The following is a 17,005-nucleotide window of genomic DNA, read 5'->3' as shown; positions in this document are numbered from 1 at the left end:
TGTGGGGGGTGGGGGGGTTTTTTTTTTTCTTTTTTTTTTAAAAGCACTCAGTGTATGGACCCTAGGTCGGGGTTTTGTGTTTTGGGGGGGGGGGCGCCCTGGCGGCCCCCCCCGCCGTTTTGGCGACAAGGTGACAGAACACGGCAGCGCTTTACCAAAACTTGGTAAACGCAGGCGTTGTTACTCCCAGTAAATTGCCCGGCTTGTTCTGTCCGCTTATTGGCTGTAATCAGCCCTTCTGCTCGACCCCATGGTGGCACCCTGTGTGGCCGCTCGATATCAACCGGTCGTTGCCTGGTTATCAGGCCGTTACTAGTGAGTAACGAACCCTCTTGTGTCGCGGCCGGGAATGGACCACGATCGGCCACGCTCGGTCCAATACCGCACCAGCTCGGCCCCCAGCCGTGCCGCGGGATCTTGGGTCCCCACCGAGTGGGCCGGCGGCAGTGGCGCCGGTCGCGGACAGGGGGGTTCCTGCCGAACGGCAGGGCCTGTCCGGCAGGTTGTGCGTGATGCGTCAGGCGCGACCAGTGGTTGTCGCTCGGGGGTGATCGCCGGTGTTTCGGACGCAGCTCGCGCCTGAAAGTACAGGCGCTCTCCTTACCGAGGACGTAGCACTTCTCCCATCCCAGGACGGACGCCAGAGTCCGGACCGGAGATGTACGTCCGAGAAGGAGGAAAGTCATGGAGTCTGTGGCGCGTGGCGGAACCAGATGGAAGCGGTTCGCCCTTGTCATGGTGCCGAGTGTGGCCGCAACGGCCGCAATAGGCATCGGTCTGGCACAGGGCGCGCTCGCCGCGTCGTTCGCTGTGTCCGGCCAGGAGTTCAAGGTCAAGGCCGGTCACCTCGACGGTCACGGCTTCGCCCAGTACGGCGGCGTCGACATGGGATACGCGGACCTGAAGGGTGACGCGAAGACCGCCCACCCGGTCGCGATCTCGACCTTCAAGAACGCCACGATCAACAACATGTGTCAGTCGGTTGTCACCGACGTGCCGTTCGTCGGCAAGATCACCCTGCAGCTGAAGGCCGGCGGGGGGAAGACTCCGGTATCCGCGGAGAACCTTTACCTCGACGTGTCCGAGCTGGACGCGGACGCCACGTTCACGAACATCGACATCGGTGTCGCGGCCAAGGACACCGACCAGGGCCGTGGCGGCAAGGGTCCGACCGTCAAGGACAAGTCGATCCTTGAGAACGGGTTCGCGCAGCAGGCCGACCGAGCCGTCCTCGACAACGTCGAGCAGAAGGCGTGGGCGACGACTGCCGGCACGTTCAAGCTGAGCGGTCTGAGCATGCGTCTGCTCAAGGGCTCCGGCGCCGGGGTCGAGTGCTACTGACGGTCATCCCGTCCGGGCGGGCGGGGAAAGCTGTAACAGCCTTGCCCGCCCGCCTTTCTCTTTACACAGCAACGCCAGTTCCAGGGAGCTGTTTTCCATGAGCGCCGAGTCTGCAGTGTCACCGGGGCGGGACGAGCACTACATCCGCGCCATTCGGCGGAACTTTCGTACCTGGCGGGGACAGCGGCCTTTCTGGGCGGGTCTGTTCACCGTGCTCGGCGGAATCCCTATCGCCTACTTGCCGTACGCGAGCTTCAAGCTCGGGCACATGACGCTCGCCATGTCGACGACCGCGGGTGCGGGTTCGCTGATCGTCGGCGTGTTGCTGGTCACCCTGGGACTGACGATGTGGTTCCACGCCATCGTCCGGGTGTTCGCGGGCGTCGCCACGATTCTGCTGGCGCTGATCTCCATTCCGATCGCCAACCTCGGCGGCTTCCTCATCGGTTTCCTGTTCTCGCTCATCGGCGGTGCGCTCGCGCTCTCCTGGGCCCCGGGAAAGCCTGCCGCGGATTCGGCTCCGGCGGATGAGTCGGCGCCCGAGCCCGGTCCCGCGGAGACACTCGTACCGGGCGAGCAGTGGGACGGCTACGGCACGCACGCGCACGAGACAACCATCGAAGCCAACGGCGGGAGGAACAGTGCCGGGTGATGTCACACCGCTGACCACGGCTGGAGGCGACGGCACGCAGGCGAGAAGGGGGCCGCGGCACGCGGCCCCGCGCAAGCCCCTGCTGAACAAGCTCCAGATGCCGGCCGGCAAGGCGATAGCCCTGGCAGCGATGCCGACCGCTGTCTTCCTGGGCATGGGGCTCACCCCCAAGCTGGCACTTGCCGAGGACAAGGACATCCCGTTCGCCCCCGGCCCGTGCGTGACCCGCTCGGACGAGCCGGCGGAGTCCGAGTCGCCCAAGCCCTCGGACTCGGCGACGCCGTCCGAGACGCCGTCGGAGAAGCCGGACCCGTCCGCGAGCAGTTCGGAGGGCGACAAGGACGAGCCGAAGCCGGGTACGACCCCGTCGGCCGCCGAGTCGAAGCCTGCGGACGCGACTGCGCCGCTGACGAACCCGACTCCGGCGCCCAGCGAGACGAAGACCAGCAACCCGCTTGACCCGCTGGGTGTGGGCGACGCGCTCAAGGACCTGCTCGACGGCCCCGACAAGGAGCCGACGGCTACCGCGACACCGAGCGCGACACCGAGCGCGTCGGCGAGCACCAAGCCTGCCGACGAGCCCACGGTGAAGCCGTCCAGCACGCCGTCCTCGAAGCCGTCCACGAACCCCGCCGAGAAGGTGGGCGAGACGGCGGACAAGGCCAAGGACGCGATCAAGGACGCGGCCGACAAGGCCGGGGCGACGACCGAGGAACTGGACGACGCGGTCAAGGGCCTCGACCCCAAGAAGGACGAGGACATCCCGGACGGCGCCAAGCCGCGCTTCCCGTGTCCGACGTCGGACCCGAAGGCCCTCGCCGCCGCGGACCTGGAGCAGGGCATCCCGCTGCTCCCGGACGACCCGTGGATCCTGCAGAGCTCGATGCTCACCCTCAAGGGCCTTGACTACAAGGGCATCGTCGAGGTCAAGACGGGCAGCGGCAAGGTCAAGAAGGTGCTGAAGTTCACGGCTTCGGGCGTCGACATCAAGGACCTCCACCAGCTGGTGGTCGGCCCGAACGGCACCACCGCGCACGTCGAGGCGGACAAGGGCTCCACGTCGACGATCACCAACGGCACCGTGACGATGTACACGGAGGAGCTGAAGGGCAACCTCTTCGGCCTCATCCCGATCACGTTCAGTCCCGAGACGCCTCCGCCGCTGAATGTTCCGTTCGCCTTCTTCACCAACGTGAAGGTGACGCAGGCCGGCCAGTTCGGCGGGACGCTGAAGGTTCCCGGCCTGCACAACTACTTCACCGGTGGCAAGAACTAGGACCTTCCGGGAGCCGCACAAGGCTGTGGGCCGCACCCCTTTCCGGGGGTGCGGCCCACAGTCGTTGCTCCGGCGGTTCTCCGGCACCGTCACGGCCGTCGGGACCCGGTCACGACTCCGCGCGTGATCCCCCGGACAGGGTCTGGGCGTCGCGGCGGAACAGGGCCGTCCACAGGAACGGCTCACCGAAGTACGGGGACTCCGCCGGTTCGTCGTGCATCGGGCGCAGCTCGACCTCCGTCAGCTCGGAGAAGATCCAGCGCAGGGACTCCGGGGTGTAGGCGAGGCCGCCGTGGAGGCGGGCCTGGTGGTAGAAGTCCGTGTCGGAGAGTTCGGAGCCCATCTCTCCGGACGCGAAGCACGTGAGGGCGAGATGGCCGCCGGGAGCAAGGGCCCGGTCGAGAAGGGCGAGGTAGCTGATGCGGCGGTGGGGTGGCAGGTGGTGGAAACAGCCCGAGTCGTAGATCAGGTCGTACGGGCCGCCCAGCTCGGTCGCGGTGAGGGCGAAGGCGTCGCCGCGGTGGAACCGGATGTCGGCCCCCGCCTCGCGGGCGCGCTCCTCGGCCCAGTCGACGGCCGTCGGGGAGAGATCGACGGCGTCCACCTGGAATCCCCGGGAGGCCAGGTGGAGTGCGTTACGGCCCGGACCGCAGCCCAGATCGAGGGCCCGGCCGGGAGTGATCAGGCTACGGCCGAGGTACGAGACCAGGCTCTCATCGGGCTTCGCCACGAAGAACGGCACCGGCTTGGAGCGGTCGGTGTAGAAGCCGTCCCACCAGGTGCCCGCTTCGGCCGTCCAGCGGTCGGCCTCCGGCGCGAACAGGCCGTCGAGGAGCTTCAGCACATCATCGACAGTGCGTATGTTCCGGTCCATCAAGTCCCTTTCCACGATAGGGAGAAGGTAGGACCGGATGGTGCAGAAGACCAGTTCAGGCCGCATGGCCAAGAGGTACGAACAGGAGTTGGAGGTCCGGGCGGGAGCGGAAGACCCATCCACCCGGGGCCGTGCACACGCGGTCGCCCATGCTCCCCTCGCGTGCCGTCACAGAGGCATTCTCGGCAGCACTCAAGCAGGTTTCTGGACGATGCGGACCGGACGCCGCGACTGGCCCCCGACAATGCCCGAGGGCGGCACCCCGGTTCCCACCGGGGTGCCGCCCTCGCAGCCGTACGGGTACGGCGGCCGCGTCAGTCCCGCGACTCCCCGCCCAAGTGGTGCACCCGGACCATGTTCGTCGTGCCCGGAACCCCGGGAGGCGAGCCCGCCGTGATGACCACGACGTCGCCCTCGTTGCACCGCTGCAGCTTCAGCAGCTCGGCGTCCACCAGGTCGACCATCGCGTCCGTCGTCTCCACGAACGGTGCGTGGAAGGGCTCCACGCCCCAGCTCAGCGTCAGCTGGTTACGGGTGGACTCGTCCGTCGTGAAGGCGAGGATCGGCTGCTTGGCGCGGTAACGGGAGAGCCGGCGGGCCGTGTCGCCGGACTGGGTGAACGCGACCAGCGCCTTGCCGTCCAGGAAGTCCGCGATCTCGCAGGCCGCGCGGGCCACCGAACCGCCCTGTGTACGCGGCTTCTTGCCCGGGACCAGCGGCTGGAGGCCCTTGGAGAGCAGCTCCTCCTCCGCGGCGACGACGATCTTCGACATCGTCTTGACCGTCTCGATCGGGTACGCGCCGACCGAGGACTCGGCCGACAGCATGACCGCGTCCGCGCCGTCGAGGATGGCGTTGGCCACGTCGGACGCCTCGGCGCGCGTCGGGCGGGAGTTGGTGATCATCGACTCCATCATCTGGGTCGCCACGATCACCGGCTTGGCGTTGCGGCGGCACAGCTCGATGAGGCGCTTCTGCACCATCGGGACCTTCTCGAGCGGGTACTCGACGGCCAGGTCGCCGCGCGCGACCATCACGCTGTCGAACGCCATGATGACGTCCTGCATGTTGGCGACGGCCTGAGGCTTCTCGACCTTGGCGATGACGGGGACCCGGCGGCCCTCCTCGTCCATCACCTTGTGGACGTCCTTGACGTCGCTCGCGTCCCGCACGAAGGAGAGCGCGACCAGGTCGCAGCCCAGCCGGAGGGCGAACCGGAGGTCCTCGATGTCCTTCTCGGAGAGGGCCGGGACGTTGACCGCCGCGCCGGGCAGGTTGATGCCCTTGTGGTCGGAGATCACTCCGCCCTCGACGACGATCGTCTTGACCTGCGTGCCCGTGACCTCGATGACGCGCAGCTCGACGTTGCCGTCGTTGATCAGGATGGGGTCGCCCTTGGAGACATCCCCGGGCAGGCCCTTGTAGGTGGTGCCGCAGATCGACTTGTCACCGGGGACATCCCCGGTGGTGATGATGAATTCGTCGCCGCGGACCAGTTCGACCGGCCCCTCGGCGAACGTTCCCAGACGGATCTTGGGGCCCTGAAGGTCGACGAGGACACCGACCGCGCGGCCGGTGTCCTCGGACGCCCGGCGCACGCGGTGATACCGCTCCTCGTGCTCGGCGTGGGTCCCATGGCTCATGTTGAGACGGGCCACGTTCATGCCGGCCTCGATGAGCGCTTTCAGCTGCTCGTAGGAGTCGACGGCGGGGCCCAGGGTGCAAACGATTTTGGAACGGCGCATAAGGCGGATCCTATCGGTTTGTTTCTCTGCGGAATATTCCGTCTGGTGGAAAGTACAAATGGGCTGCCCGCCGCTCAGACGTGTGCCCTCAGGCGCCCCCAGGGGCGACCAGAGCGAAGGTCTGCTGGGCGATCTCCAGTTCCTCGTCCGTCGGGACCACGGCCACCGCGACCCGGGCGTGCGCCGCCGAGACGATCCGCGCCTTGTCGGAACGTACGGCATTGAGATCGGGATCCAGCGCCAGACCCAGCCCCTCCAGACCCGCGATGGCGGCCTCGCGCACGGGTGCCGCGTTCTCACCGACACCGGCCGTGAACGCGATCGCGTCCACCCGGCCGAGAACCGCGTAGTAGGCGCCGATGTACTTCTTCAGCCGGTGAATGTAGATGTCGAAGGCGAGCCGCGCACGCTCGTCGCCCTCGTCGATCCGGCGGCGGATCTCCCGCATGTCGTTGTCGCCGCACAGACCCACCAGTCCGCTCTTCTTGTTGAGCAGTTCGTCGATCTCGTCCGCCGACATTCCGGCGACCCGCATGAGGTGGAAGGTGACCGCGGGGTCGATGTCGCCGGAGCGCGTACCCATCACCAGGCCTTCCAAGGGGGTCAACCCCATCGAGGTGTCCACGCACCGGCCGGCCGCGACCGCCGAGGCGGAGGCTCCGTTGCCGAGGTGCAGGACGATGACGTTCACCTCGGACGGGTCCTTGCCGAGCAGGGCGGCAGTCGTGCGGGATACATACGCGTGCGAGGTGCCGTGGAAGCCGTAGCGGCGGATCCGGTGGGCGTCGGCCGTCTCGACGTCGATCGCGTACCGGGCCGCCGACTCCGGCATCGTCGAGTGGAAGGCGGTGTCGAAGACGGCGACCTGCGGCAGGTCCGGGCGCAGGGCCTGCGCCGTGCGGATCCCGGTGATGTTCGCCGGATTGTGCAGCGGGGCCACCGGAATCAGGCGCTCAACCTCGGCGAGCACCTCGTCGGTGATCAGGGTCGGTTCGGTGAACCTCAGACCGCCGTGCACCACGCGGTGGCCGATAGCCGCCAGTTCGGCAGAGTCCAGGCCGAGCCCGTCCTGCGCCAGTTCCTCGGCGACCGCCTTCAACGCCGCGCCGTGGTCGGCGATCGGGCCGGTGCGCTCACGCTTGCCGGCACCGCCGCCGGCCAGTGGCGTGTGCACCAGACGGGACGTCACCTCGCCGATCCGCTCGACCAGGCCGACAGCCAGCCGCCCGGTGTCGCGCATGTCGAGGAGCTGGTACTTCACCGACGAGGAGCCGGAGTTGAGGACGAGAACGCGGGTGGCGGTCATGCGGGGAGCTCCTCGGCCTGGGACTGGATCGCGGTGATCGCGACCGTGTTGACGATGTCGCTGACCAGCGCACCGCGCGACAGGTCGTTCACCGGCTTGCGCAGACCCTGCAGCACCGGCCCCACCGCCACGGCGCCCGCCGAGCGCTGCACGGCCTTGTAGGTGTTGTTGCCGGTGTTGAGGTCCGGGAAGATCAGCACCGTTGCCCGGCCCGCCACCTCGGAGTCCGGCAGCTTCGTCGCCGCGACGGACGGCGCGACCGCCGCGTCGTACTGGATCGGGCCCTCGACCCGCAGGTCCGGACGGGACTCCCGCACCAGCTTGGTCGCCTCGCGCACCTTGTCGACATCCGCGCCGGAGCCCGAAGTGCCGGTGGAGTACGAGAGCATCGCGATCCGCGGCTCCACTCCGAACCGGGCCGCGGTCGCCGCCGCCTGGACCGCGATGTCCGCGAGCTGCTCGGCGTCCGGGTCCGGATTGACCGCGCAGTCGCCGTACACCAGCACCTTGTCGGCCAGGCACATGAAGAAGACCGAGGAGACGATCGACGCGTCGGGCTTCGTCTTGATGATCTCGAAGGCCGGGCGGATCGTCGCGGCCGTCGAGTGCACCGAACCCGACACCATGCCGTCGGCCAGGCCCTCCTGGACCATCAACGTGCCGAAGTAGTTCACGTCCGCCACCACGTCGTACGCCAGCTCCACCGTCACGCCCTTGTGGGCGCGCAGCTGCGCATACCGCTCGGCGAAGCCCTGGCGCAGCTCGGAGGTCTGCGGGTCGGTCAGCTGGGCGGACGCGAGGTCGATGCCGAGGTCCGCGGCCTTCTTGCGGATGACCTCGGTGTCGCCGAGGAGGGTCAGGTCGCAGACATCACGGCGGAGCAGCACGTCGGCGGCGCGCAGCACCCGCTCCTCCGTGCCCTCGGGCAGCACGACACGGCGCCGGTGGGCGCGGGCCTGCTCAAGGAGATCGTGCTCGAACATCATCGGCGTGACCCGGCCGCTGCGGGCCACCGAGATCCGGGCCAGCAGGTCGGCGGTGTCGACATGGCGCTCGAAAAGGCCGAGTGCGGTCTCCGTCTTTCGTGGCGTGGAAGCGTTCAACTTGCCTTCCAGCGCGAAGAGTTCGGCCGCGGTGGGGAAACTGGTCCCGGAGACCGAGATCACCGGGGTGCCGGGCGCGAGCCGGGAGGCCAGCGTGAGGACCTCCTTGCTCGGCCGCTCGTCCAGCGTCAGCAGTACGCCCGCGATGGGCGGGGTGCCCGCGGAGTGCGCGGCGAGCGCGCCCACCACGAGGTCCGCGCGGTCGCCGGGGGTGACCACCATGCAGCCGGGTGTCAGGGCGTTCAGCACGTTCGGCAGCATCGCACCGCCGAAGACGAAGTCCAGCGCGTCCCTGGCCAGTCCCGCCTCGTCGCCGAGCAGCACCGTTCCCGCCAGCGCGTGGGTGATCTGGGAGACCGTGGGGGCCGCGAGCGACGCATCGTCGGGGATTACGTAGCAGGGCACCGGGAGGCGGGCCGCAAGCCGCTCGGCTATGATCTCGCGCTCCTCGGGGGCGACCCGGTTGACGGCCATCGCGAGAATGTCGCAGCCCAGCACCTCGTAGGCCCGATGGGCGTTACGGGTCTCGGCCCGCACCGATTCGGCGGTCTGGCCCTTGCCGCCCACCACCGGGATCACCGAGGAACCGAACTCATTGGCCAGGCGGGCGTTGAGCGCCAGCTCGTCGGGGAGCTGCGAGCCGGAGAAGTCCGTGCCGAGGACGAGTACGACCTCGTACTCACGCGCCACCTGGAGGAAGCGCTCGACGAGCCTGGAGACCAGCTCGTCGGTACCCTTCTCGGCCTGCAGCGCAGCGGCCTCGTGGTAGTCCATGCCGTACACCGTCGCCGGGTCCTGAGACAGCCGGTAGCGCGTTCGCAGCAGGTCGAAGAGCCGGTCGGGCCCGTCGTGCATCAGCGGCCGGAAGACCCCCACCCGGTCCACCTGGCGGGTCAGGAGCTCCATGACTCCCAGCTCGACGACCTGGCGGCCGTCCCCGCGGTCGATCCCGGTCACGTACACGCTGCGCGTCACGCGTGCTCTCCCGTCCATGCTGTGGCGTACACATCCAGTGGTTCCTGCTGAATACGCGCCCCCGGGCGTGCAAAAGAACCGCTCGGGGGCGGCATTGCCCTCTTGACAATACCTCTGCGGGTAGGTAGGGCGCCCGCCGGGCGAGGGGCCGGCCCAAGGCCCGCGAACACGGTCCACGTGTCATCCGGCGGAGTAGGCGGGAGCGCGGGTTTCCGCAAGTCCGTGGAACAATTGAACCTGGGCTCACCTGTACCGCTGACGAGCAGGAGACACAGCACGATGCGTATCGGAGTTCTCACCGCAGGCGGCGACTGTCCCGGCCTGAACGCAGTGATCCGGTCGGTCGTGCACCGGGCCCTGACCGGGCACGGCGATGAAGTCATCGGTTTCGAGGACGGGTTCAGGGGCCTCCTCGACGGCCATTTCCGCCCGCTCGACCTCAATGCGGTCAGTGGCATTCTCGTCCGCGGCGGTACGATCCTGGGCTCCACGCGCCTGGAGCGCGGCCGGCTGAGTGAAGCCGCCGAGAACGTACCGGAGTTGGCGCGGAAGTACGGCATCGACGCGCTCATCCCGATCGGCGGCGAGGGCACGCTCACCGCGTCCCGGATGCTGTCGGACGCCGGGATGCCCGTCGTCGGCGTACCGAAGACCATCGACAACGACATCTCCTCCACCGACCGCACCTTCGGCTTCGACACCGCCGTCATGGTGGCGACCGAGGCCATCGACCGGCTGAAGACCACTGCCGAGTCCCACCAGCGCGTCATGGTCGTCGAGGTCATGGGCCGGCACGCCGGCTGGATCGCGCTGGAGGCCGGCATGGCGGGCGGCGCGCACGGAATCTGTCTGCCGGAGCGGCCCTTCCAGGTCGAGGACCTGATGAAGATGATCGAGGAGCGCTTCTCTCGCGGCAAGAAGTTCGCGGTCATCGCCGTCGCCGAGGGCGCGCATCCGGCCCAGGGCTCGATGGAGTACGAGAGGGGCGAGATCGACCCGTTCGGTCATGAGCGCTTCAAAGGCATCGGCAACCGCCTCGCCACGGAGCTGGAGCGCCGGCTCGGCAAGGAGGCCAGGCCGGTCATCCTCGGGCATGTGCAGCGCGGCGGTACGCCCACTGCCTACGACCGGGTGCTCGCGACGCGCTTCGGCTGGCACGCCGTGGAGGCGGTGCACCGAGGTGAGTTCGGCATGATGACGGCGCTGCGCGGCACGGACATCACCATGGTGCCGCTGGCTCAGGCGGTCACGCAGCTGAAGACCGTGCCGGAGAAGCGGATGCGTGAGGCGGAGTCGGTCTTCTGACCCTCCCTCCGGGACGCCAGATCCCAGCCTCTGTCCTGGCTCCGGCTCCTGAACGGCCTTGATCGCACCCCCCGTGCGCGATCAAGGCCGTTCGTGCGTCCGCGCCGGTTTCTGCCGCGGATGGCGCAGATCACTCTTGAGTTGAATGGCGCGAATGGCAAGGCTGTTCCCTGTCCGGGACATGTCCCAGCCCTGTCCCGGCGCGTGGAGTGGAAGACGGAGGGACGGATGGACTCAGCCGGGCACGGTGCTCCTGATCCCGAACAGGCGCACAGCTCCGACGAGTTCGTGGCCCGGATGCAGGAGCTCAAGGACTGGTCGGGTTTGACCTACCGGGAGTTGACGGCCCGGGCGGAGGCGGCCGGCGACGTACTGCCGCGCTCCACCGTCGCCAATATGCTCAGTCGCAGCACGGTGCCGCGCGAGGAGCTGGTGGCGGCGTTCGTACGTGCCTGCGGCTGCGGCCCCGGAGCGACCGAGAGCTGGCTGCGGGTCCGCAAGGAACTCACCCGGCGCGAGCGGCAGGCCATCGAGGTTCCCGGCTACGGCACCGGCGGACAGGAGGCCGGCCCCGGGCCGGAGGAGGCGGCACCACCCGAGCCGGCGCGCCGGTCCTGGCGCACCCGTGCGAGGTGGCCGGCCGTCGTCGCGCTGGGTGCGACCGCGGTGGTGGCGGTGACGATCGCCGTTCTGCTGCCGGAGGACGACAAGCCGACGGCGGAGCCTCACACGGCGGTGGTCGCACCGGCGCGAGGACCCGTACAGATCAGGGCCGTCCACTCCGGGCTCTGTCTGGCCGAGCGCGCCGGGCAGCGGAGTGGGCAGCTCTACCAGGTGCCGTGTGCGCCGGACACCGTCCCGCGCTTCGCCCTGAAGCCGGTCGCCGCCTGGCGGATAGAGACGGATCACCGCGACTTCGGTCTGGGCTGCACCGGTGTGGCGGAGAAGTCGACGCAGGTGGGCGCCGCGCTCGTGGACCAGGAGTGCGGCAAACGCGGACCGGCCGAGGCCTTCCGGCTGGAGGCGGTCGGCAAGCCGGTGCGCGGCTACCGGCTGAGGCCGCTGCACAGCGATCTCTGCGCCGGGGTGCAGGACGCCTCGAAGGAGCGCGGGGCGCGAATTGTGCAGCAGGTCTGCACGAAGGACGCGCGGGGGCAGCTGTTCTCGTTCGACCCCGATGCCCCGGCCGGCACACTCTAGGCGTGTGTCAGCTCCCAGAAGTGGTCCACGATCCGCTCGAGGAACTCCCGGCCCGGTTCCGCGGTGTCCTGCGAGGCGGAGCCCCAGCTGAGCGTGGCGACCATACGGGACTGGTAGTCGGTGTGCAGCTCTTCCAGTACGCCCTCGAGATGGCCGCGGTCCATCGCCAGCATCTTCACCACCGGGCGTACGTACGCCTGCCAGCGCGCCTTCACCGCGTCCCGCAGCAGCTCCGCCAGCTCCTCGTCCCGGCCGGTCGCCGTCAGCAACTCGCGTGGCGTCAGATCCAGCACCTCGGCGAGCACCGCGGTCTGTCGCTCATTGCCGCGCCAGCGCCCCGACTCCTCCATCCGCAGATACGCGGACGCGTCCATGCCCAGCCGCCGCGCCAGATCGTCGAGGGCGAGGCCGCGCTCCACCCGGTGGTCGCGCAGGGTCGTCGCGGCGGCGAGCAGCTCACTCTGCGCGCACCACAACACACCGGCGAGCGCGGTTACTTCGCGTGAACCGGGCGCGGCGGCACCGCGCTCCCAGGCGACCACCGTGTCCGGTGTGATCCGGAGTCCGTACTGGGCGCGGAGACCGTACGCGACATGGCCTGGAGCCATACCCAGGGCCTCGCGCAGTCGGCGCGCGGCGGGGGCGTTGAAGAGTGGAGCGGGGGTGGGGTGCACGCGCACACGGTAGGCGGCGGGTGGGGGCGGCGACTACGGTGCGTTCCCCCAACGCCACCTGTCGTAGGAACGTCCGAGCTGATCGTACCGTTTGGTAACGTCCCGGGGTGATTCGTCAGCCCTTGACGGCGCCGCCCAGGGCGAAGCCGCCGCCCAGCCGCCGCGCGATCAGCACGTACAGCACCAGCACCGGCGCCGAGTACAGAATCGAGAACGCCGCGAGCTGCCCGTAGATCACCGAGCCGTAGTTGCCGAAGAAGGTGAAGATCGAAACCGACGCGGGCAGCTGCTCCGGGGACAGGATCAGCATGAACGGCACGAAGAAGTTCCCCCAGAGCTGGATGAAGGTGTAGATCGTCACCACCGTCATCCCCGGGCCCATCAGCGGCAGTACGACCCTGGTGAGTGTCTGCAGATTCGACGCGCCGTCCGTCCGGGCCGCCTCCTCCAGCACCACCGGCACGGCGTCCATGAAGTTCTTCATCAGCCAGATGGAGAACGGAAGCTGGGAAGTGGCGAGGAAGAGCCCCGTCCCGTACATCGTGTCGATCAGATTGACCTGTACGAACAGTCCGTACACCGGGACCATGACCGCGGTGATCGGCAGACACGTCGTGAACAGGATCGTCAGCAGATACGGCCGGTTGAAGCGCGAAGGGTGCCGGGAGAGCGGATACGCGGCGAGCGCCGCGCACACCACCGTCAGCAGGGTCGCGCCGCCGCACAGCAGCAGGCTGTTGAGCATCGGCGTGAAGGTGATCTCGTCGGTGAGCACCGCGCCGAAATTCTCCGCGGTGAACGACGACGGCGACCGTACCCGCAGGTCGGCCTCCGCGTTCACCGACGCCAGCAGCAGCCACAGCAGCGGCAGCGCGAAGGCCGCGGCGGTGAGCAGCAGGGCGGCATCGGCGGTGAGCCGGTCGCGGGTGCTGCGGCGCATCACACCTCCACCTTCATCAGGCGCAGATAGATGACCGAGAACAGCGAGCCCACCAGCAGGAGCAGCAGCGCCACCGCCGTGCCGTAGCCGATCAGACTCTTGAGGAACGCCTGGTCGTACATGAACACCGGCAGCGTCTGGCTGCGGTTGCCCGGACCGCCGCGCGTCATCGCCCAGATCAGGCCGAATACCGAGAGCGTGGAGAGCGTGTTCAGCATCAGATTCGTGCCGATGGAGCGTCGGATCATCGGCAGCGTGATGTGCCAGACCCGGCGCGGTCCGCTCGCCCCGTCGACCTCGGCCGCCTCCGTGATGTCGCGCGGGATCTCGGCGAGCGCGGCGGAGTAGATCAGCATGGAGAAGGCCGTACCCCGCCAGACATTGGCGAAGGACACCGCCAGGATCGGCAGTGTGAAGAGCCAGTTCTGGGACGGCAGATGCAGCCAGTCCAGCAGGGCGTTCAGCGTCCCCTCCCGGCGGAAGAAGGTGTACAGCAGAAACGCCGCGACGATCTCCGGCAGCACCCAGGCGGTGATAACCAGGGTCCCGGTGATCGTGCGAACGGGACGGGAAGCGGCACGCATCAGCCCCGCCAGCGCCAGGCCCAGCGTGTTCTGGCCGAGGACCGCCGAGACGAAGGTGAAGACGAGCGTGAGCCAGACGGCGTTACGGAAATCGTTGTCCGCGAAGGCCCGGCGGAAGTTGTCGAGGCCGACGAAGTCGGACCCCGACGCGCCGGTCAGCTGGGTGTCGGTGAAGGCGATCCAGACGCAGTAGCCGATGGGGCCGGCCAGGAACAGCAGCAGCAGGACGGTGGCGGGGGCGATCGGCACCCACCGCCACAACCCCTTCGAGCGGGTGCTCACTTGGTGACGACCGCGCCGTCGACGATGGTCTTCAGCTGGTCGTTGTACGCCTTCGCCGCCTCCGCCGCCGAGGCATCACCCGTCGTCACCTTCTCCATCGCCTCCCCGATCGCGGTCGACACCTGCGGGTAGACGGGCAGCGCCGGCCGGTAGTGGGTGTACTGGACGAGCCCGGTGAAGAAGTCGATGCCCGGCATGGACTTCAGGTACTTCGGTTCCGCGGCCACGTCCTTGCGTACGGCGATCTGCGCGGCGACCACGCACCACTGCGTCGCGTTCTCCTTGGTCTGCAGCGTCTTGATGAAGTCGAAGGCGAGATCGGGATTCCGGGACTTCTGCGGGATCGACCAGGCCCAGCCGCCGGACATCGACACCTTCCCCGGCGCCTGGCCCTTCTGCGTGGGCATCGGGGTCTGGGCCAGCTCCCTGCTCCACTCCGGCCACTCCTTGGGCCCCTTGTTCACCCAGTTCTGCCCCATCCAGGAGCCGTCCAGGGAGATCGCGAGCCTGCCCTCGGGGAACCACTCGGTGGCGACCCGCGTGCCGACATTGGGGTCGAGCGCGTCGGAGACGTCCGGGCCGAGCTTCTCCGAATACACCGCGCGTACGAAGTCGAGCGAGTCCTGGAACCCCTTGCCCGCGGCCACCCACTTCTTGGCGGAGGGATCGTAGAGCGGGTCCTCGCCGGTGCCGTACAGCAGCATCTCGAAGCCCTGCATCACGGCCGCCTCGCCGGGGCCCTTGCCGGTGTAGACATTGAGCGGGATGGCGCTCGGGACCTTCTTCCTGACGGTGCGCGCCGCGTCCAGGATCTCCGTCCAGTTCTTGGGCTGCCAGTCGGCCGGCAGACCGGCCCTGGCGAAGATCGCCTTGTTGAACCACAGTCCGCGGGTGTCGGTGCCGTCCGGGATGCCGTACGTCCTGCCGTCCTCCGCCCTGGCCGCCGCTTTCGCCGTACCGACGAACTGGCCCCACTGGTCCCACTTGGGCAGATAGGTGTCCAGCGGCTTCAAGTACCCGGCCTTGATGTCGGAGTTGATGCGGAAGGTGTCCTCGTAGACCAGATCGGGAGCGGTCTTCGGGGAGCGCATCATCTGCTGCGCCTTGGTCGCGTAGTCGTTGTCCGGGGCCTGGATCGGGATGAGCTTGATCTTCTTGCCCGGGTGGTCCTTCTCGAACTGCTTCTTCGCGGCCTCGAGATGGGCGTCCTTGAAGCGGATCTTGTTGTCGGTGGACCGGTTGTAGGCGACCTTGACGGTGTCCGGGTCGCCGCCGGAGCCGCTGCCGCAGGCGGTGAGTGTTCCTGCGGCGAGTGCGGTGGCGGCGGTGATGAGGATCAGTGGGGCGGTGGGGCGCACGGGCACGACCTCCTCTGAGCCGGGGCTCCGGGCCGGGGCCCGGGACACGGGGGCTGCCGCGACCGTAGGACCGGCCCGTTCACAAGGTCAATCCCCGTGCAGGGCAGGGTCGTTGAGTGGCTCAATCAGTCGGGTCGCCGCGCACTCGTCAGGCGGTTCGGCGGTTCGGAGGGTTGTTCGGCGGGATGTTCAGCGGGGTTGTCCGGCGGGATGTTCAGCGGGTGGAGGGCCTCCACCGGTACTGGAGCTCCGGACGCCCGATCTGCCCGTACTGCGGACTGCGCACCGCTCGCCCCTCGGCGACCAGGTGCTCGAGGTAGCGGCGCGCGGTGATCCGCGAGATCCCGACGGCGGTGCCGGCCTCGGCGGCGGTGAGCCCGGTCGTGGACTTGCGCAGGGTACGGGTGACGGCCTCCAGCGTCGGGGCGCTCAGCCCCTTCGGCAGACCGGCGCTCTCGGCACCCCGTGGCGCCCGGAGGGCAGCGAGCGTCCGGTCCACCTCGTCCTGGCCGCTGGCCTCGCCGGCCGTGGCGCGGAACTCGGCGTACCGGGTCAGCCTGTCGCGGAGGGTGGCGAAGGTGAAGGGCTTCAGGACGTACTGGACGACTCCGAGGGACACGCCTTCGCGCACCATCGTGAGGTCGCGGGCGGAGGTGACGGCGATGACGTCGGCGGAGTGCCCGGCGGCCCGCAGGGAACGGACGAGCTGGAGCCCGTGCCCGTCGGGGAGGTAGAGGTCGAGCAGGAGGAGACCGACGTCGGTCCGCTCGAGGACGCGTACGGCCTCGGCCCGTGAGTGAGCGACCCCGGCGACGGTGAACCCGGCGACGCGGCCGACGTAGAGGGCATGCGCGTCGGCGGCGACGGGGTCGTCCTCGACGACGAGAACTCTGATGGGGTCGCTGGTGCTGCTCATGGGGACACCTCGAAGTGGCGCGGTGGGCGCGCGGGGGCGTGGGTGCGCCGGGTGCCCGGCGGGGCGGGGTGCGGACCGCGGACGGCCCGCCTCGCAGTATGCAGCCCGCGCACGCCCGGCGCGGGGTGCGGGCGGGTGTGGGGCCTCGGGGCCCGGTATCCGTGGTGGGCGGAGTTCGTGAGATGTGGCCCGTGCGCGACGCGTTTCGCGGGGTTCGGGTGGGTGTGGGGCCCGCGGGTGCCCGGTCCGGCCGCCTTGCGCGCGGCCGGTGCGCGGCCCGGGAGCCGGGCAGAAGGCTGCGCTCATGTCCGCACCTCCGCCGTGTGCAGCGGCAGCCGTACGGTGAACTCCGCGCCGCCGTCCGGGCCCTCCGCCAGGAGCACCGTGCCCCGGCTGCGGTGCGCCGCCTGCTGGACCAGGGCGAGCCCAAGCCCGCGCCCCGCGCCGTGCGTGGACCAGCCGCGCCGGAAGACC

At 69.0% G+C, this 17,005-nt stretch carries 15 protein-coding genes; 5 read left to right on the top strand and 10 right to left on the bottom strand.

Features of this window, described 5'->3' with window-relative positions:
• Window positions 1-684: 684 nt before the first annotated feature.
• The 3 genes from ACWDZ6_RS32290 (at window position 685) to ACWDZ6_RS32280 (ending at window position 3,269) form a co-directional block, all read left to right on the top strand.
• On the top strand, window positions 685-1,341 hold the full coding sequence (locus ACWDZ6_RS32290; RefSeq protein WP_366735136.1) for a DUF6230 family protein: 657 nt from the start codon (window positions 685-687) through the stop codon (window positions 1,339-1,341).
• Window positions 1,342-1,438: 97 nt separating this feature from the next.
• Entirely contained in the window at window positions 1,439-1,993 is a 555-nt protein-coding gene (locus tag ACWDZ6_RS32285) for a DUF6114 domain-containing protein (RefSeq protein ID WP_451505666.1), read from the top strand.
• A complete protein-coding gene (locus ACWDZ6_RS32280) occupies window positions 1,983-3,269 on the top strand; it encodes a hypothetical protein (RefSeq protein ID WP_451505665.1) in 1,287 nt (428 codons plus the stop codon). Before ACWDZ6_RS32285 ends, ACWDZ6_RS32280 begins: the two co-directional genes overlap by 11 nt.
• Window positions 3,270-3,378: 109 nt before the next feature.
• Here the strand turns inward: ACWDZ6_RS32280 and ACWDZ6_RS32275 are convergent, their stop codons facing one another.
• The 4 genes from ACWDZ6_RS32275 to pta form a co-directional block, all read right to left on the bottom strand.
• On the bottom strand, window positions 3,379-4,143 hold the full coding sequence (locus ACWDZ6_RS32275; RefSeq protein WP_451505664.1) for a class I SAM-dependent methyltransferase: 765 nt from the start codon (window positions 4,141-4,143) through the stop codon (window positions 3,379-3,381).
• A 314-nt stretch (window positions 4,144-4,457) separates the two neighbouring features.
• Window positions 4,458-5,888, bottom strand: coding sequence for a pyruvate kinase (gene pyk, locus ACWDZ6_RS32270; RefSeq protein ID WP_366735139.1), 1,431 nt, complete (start codon window positions 5,886-5,888; stop codon window positions 4,458-4,460).
• 88 nt (window positions 5,889-5,976) lie between these two features.
• Window positions 5,977-7,194 (bottom strand): acetate kinase, encoded by a 1,218-nt coding sequence (locus ACWDZ6_RS32265; protein WP_451505663.1) that lies wholly within the window; start codon window positions 7,192-7,194, stop codon window positions 5,977-5,979.
• A complete protein-coding gene (gene pta / locus ACWDZ6_RS32260; protein ID WP_451505662.1) occupies window positions 7,191-9,272 on the bottom strand; it encodes a phosphate acetyltransferase in 2,082 nt (693 codons plus the stop codon). The genes ACWDZ6_RS32265 and pta overlap by 4 nt, the downstream gene beginning before the upstream one ends.
• Before the next feature lie 279 nt (window positions 9,273-9,551).
• On the opposite strand from pta, the gene ACWDZ6_RS32255 reads away from it, so the two are divergent.
• Together ACWDZ6_RS32255 and ACWDZ6_RS32250 are read left to right on the top strand one after the other, a co-directional pair.
• Window positions 9,552-10,577: an ATP-dependent 6-phosphofructokinase gene (locus ACWDZ6_RS32255; RefSeq protein WP_451505661.1), complete on the top strand. Its 1,026-nt coding sequence runs from the start codon at window positions 9,552-9,554 to the stop codon at window positions 10,575-10,577.
• A 228-nt stretch (window positions 10,578-10,805) separates the two neighbouring features.
• The gene (locus ACWDZ6_RS32250) at window positions 10,806-11,777 is read left to right on the top strand and encodes an RICIN domain-containing protein (protein WP_451505660.1); all 972 of its coding nucleotides are present in this window, start codon (window positions 10,806-10,808) and stop codon (window positions 11,775-11,777) included.
• On the opposite strand, the gene ACWDZ6_RS32245 is transcribed toward ACWDZ6_RS32250, so the two are convergent.
• From ACWDZ6_RS32245 to ACWDZ6_RS32220, 6 genes are all read right to left on the bottom strand, one after another.
• Window positions 11,774-12,451: a helix-turn-helix domain-containing protein gene (locus tag ACWDZ6_RS32245; protein ID WP_451505659.1), complete on the bottom strand. Its 678-nt coding sequence runs from the start codon at window positions 12,449-12,451 to the stop codon at window positions 11,774-11,776. The genes ACWDZ6_RS32250 and ACWDZ6_RS32245 overlap by 4 nt on opposite strands.
• Before the next feature lie 115 nt (window positions 12,452-12,566).
• Window positions 12,567-13,391: a carbohydrate ABC transporter permease gene (locus tag ACWDZ6_RS32240; protein ID WP_451505658.1), complete on the bottom strand. Its 825-nt coding sequence runs from the start codon at window positions 13,389-13,391 to the stop codon at window positions 12,567-12,569.
• The gene (locus ACWDZ6_RS32235; protein ID WP_451505657.1) at window positions 13,391-14,257 is read right to left on the bottom strand and encodes a carbohydrate ABC transporter permease; all 867 of its coding nucleotides are present in this window, start codon (window positions 14,255-14,257) and stop codon (window positions 13,391-13,393) included. The genes ACWDZ6_RS32240 and ACWDZ6_RS32235 overlap by 1 nt, the downstream gene beginning before the upstream one ends.
• Window positions 14,254-15,615 carry an extracellular solute-binding protein gene (locus ACWDZ6_RS32230; protein WP_451505656.1) on the bottom strand — a complete coding sequence of 454 codons (1,362 nt, stop codon included), beginning with the start codon at window positions 15,613-15,615 and terminating at the stop codon, window positions 14,254-14,256. The genes ACWDZ6_RS32235 and ACWDZ6_RS32230 overlap by 4 nt, the downstream gene beginning before the upstream one ends.
• A 214-nt stretch (window positions 15,616-15,829) precedes the next feature.
• Window positions 15,830-16,531, bottom strand: a complete 702-nt coding sequence (locus ACWDZ6_RS32225; protein ID WP_366735148.1) for a response regulator — start codon at window positions 16,529-16,531, stop codon at window positions 15,830-15,832.
• Window positions 16,532-16,833: 302 nt separating this feature from the next.
• Window positions 16,834-17,005, bottom strand: a 172-nt coding sequence (locus ACWDZ6_RS32220) for an ATP-binding protein (protein ID WP_451505667.1), incomplete at its 5' end; no start/stop codon positions are given.

It is taken from the genome of Streptomyces sp. NPDC002926, from assembly GCF_053591755.1.
The sequence above is the reverse complement of the archived record's forward strand: the minus strand, read 5'-3'. Positions and strand labels throughout refer to the sequence as shown.

Coding starts and splice junctions, on each gene's coding strand:
- ACWDZ6_RS32290 (WP_366735136.1), top strand. CDS start 685: ATGGAGTCTGTGGCGCGTGGCGGAACCAGATGGAAGCGGTTCGCCCTT.
- ACWDZ6_RS32285 (WP_451505666.1), top strand. CDS start 1,439: ATGAGCGCCGAGTCTGCAGTGTCACCGGGGCGGGACGAGCACTACATC.
- ACWDZ6_RS32275 (WP_451505664.1), bottom strand. CDS start 4,143: ATGGACCGGAACATACGCACTGTCGATGATGTGCTGAAGCTCCTCGAC.
- pyk (WP_366735139.1), bottom strand. CDS start 5,888: ATGCGCCGTTCCAAAATCGTTTGCACCCTGGGCCCCGCCGTCGACTCC.
- ACWDZ6_RS32265 (WP_451505663.1), bottom strand. CDS start 7,194: ATGACCGCCACCCGCGTTCTCGTCCTCAACTCCGGCTCCTCGTCGGTG.
- ACWDZ6_RS32255 (WP_451505661.1), top strand. CDS start 9,552: ATGCGTATCGGAGTTCTCACCGCAGGCGGCGACTGTCCCGGCCTGAAC.
- ACWDZ6_RS32250 (WP_451505660.1), top strand. CDS start 10,806: ATGGACTCAGCCGGGCACGGTGCTCCTGATCCCGAACAGGCGCACAGC.
- ACWDZ6_RS32240 (WP_451505658.1), bottom strand. CDS start 13,391: ATGCGCCGCAGCACCCGCGACCGGCTCACCGCCGATGCCGCCCTGCTG.
- ACWDZ6_RS32225 (WP_366735148.1), bottom strand. CDS start 16,531: ATGAGCAGCACCAGCGACCCCATCAGAGTTCTCGTCGTCGAGGACGAC.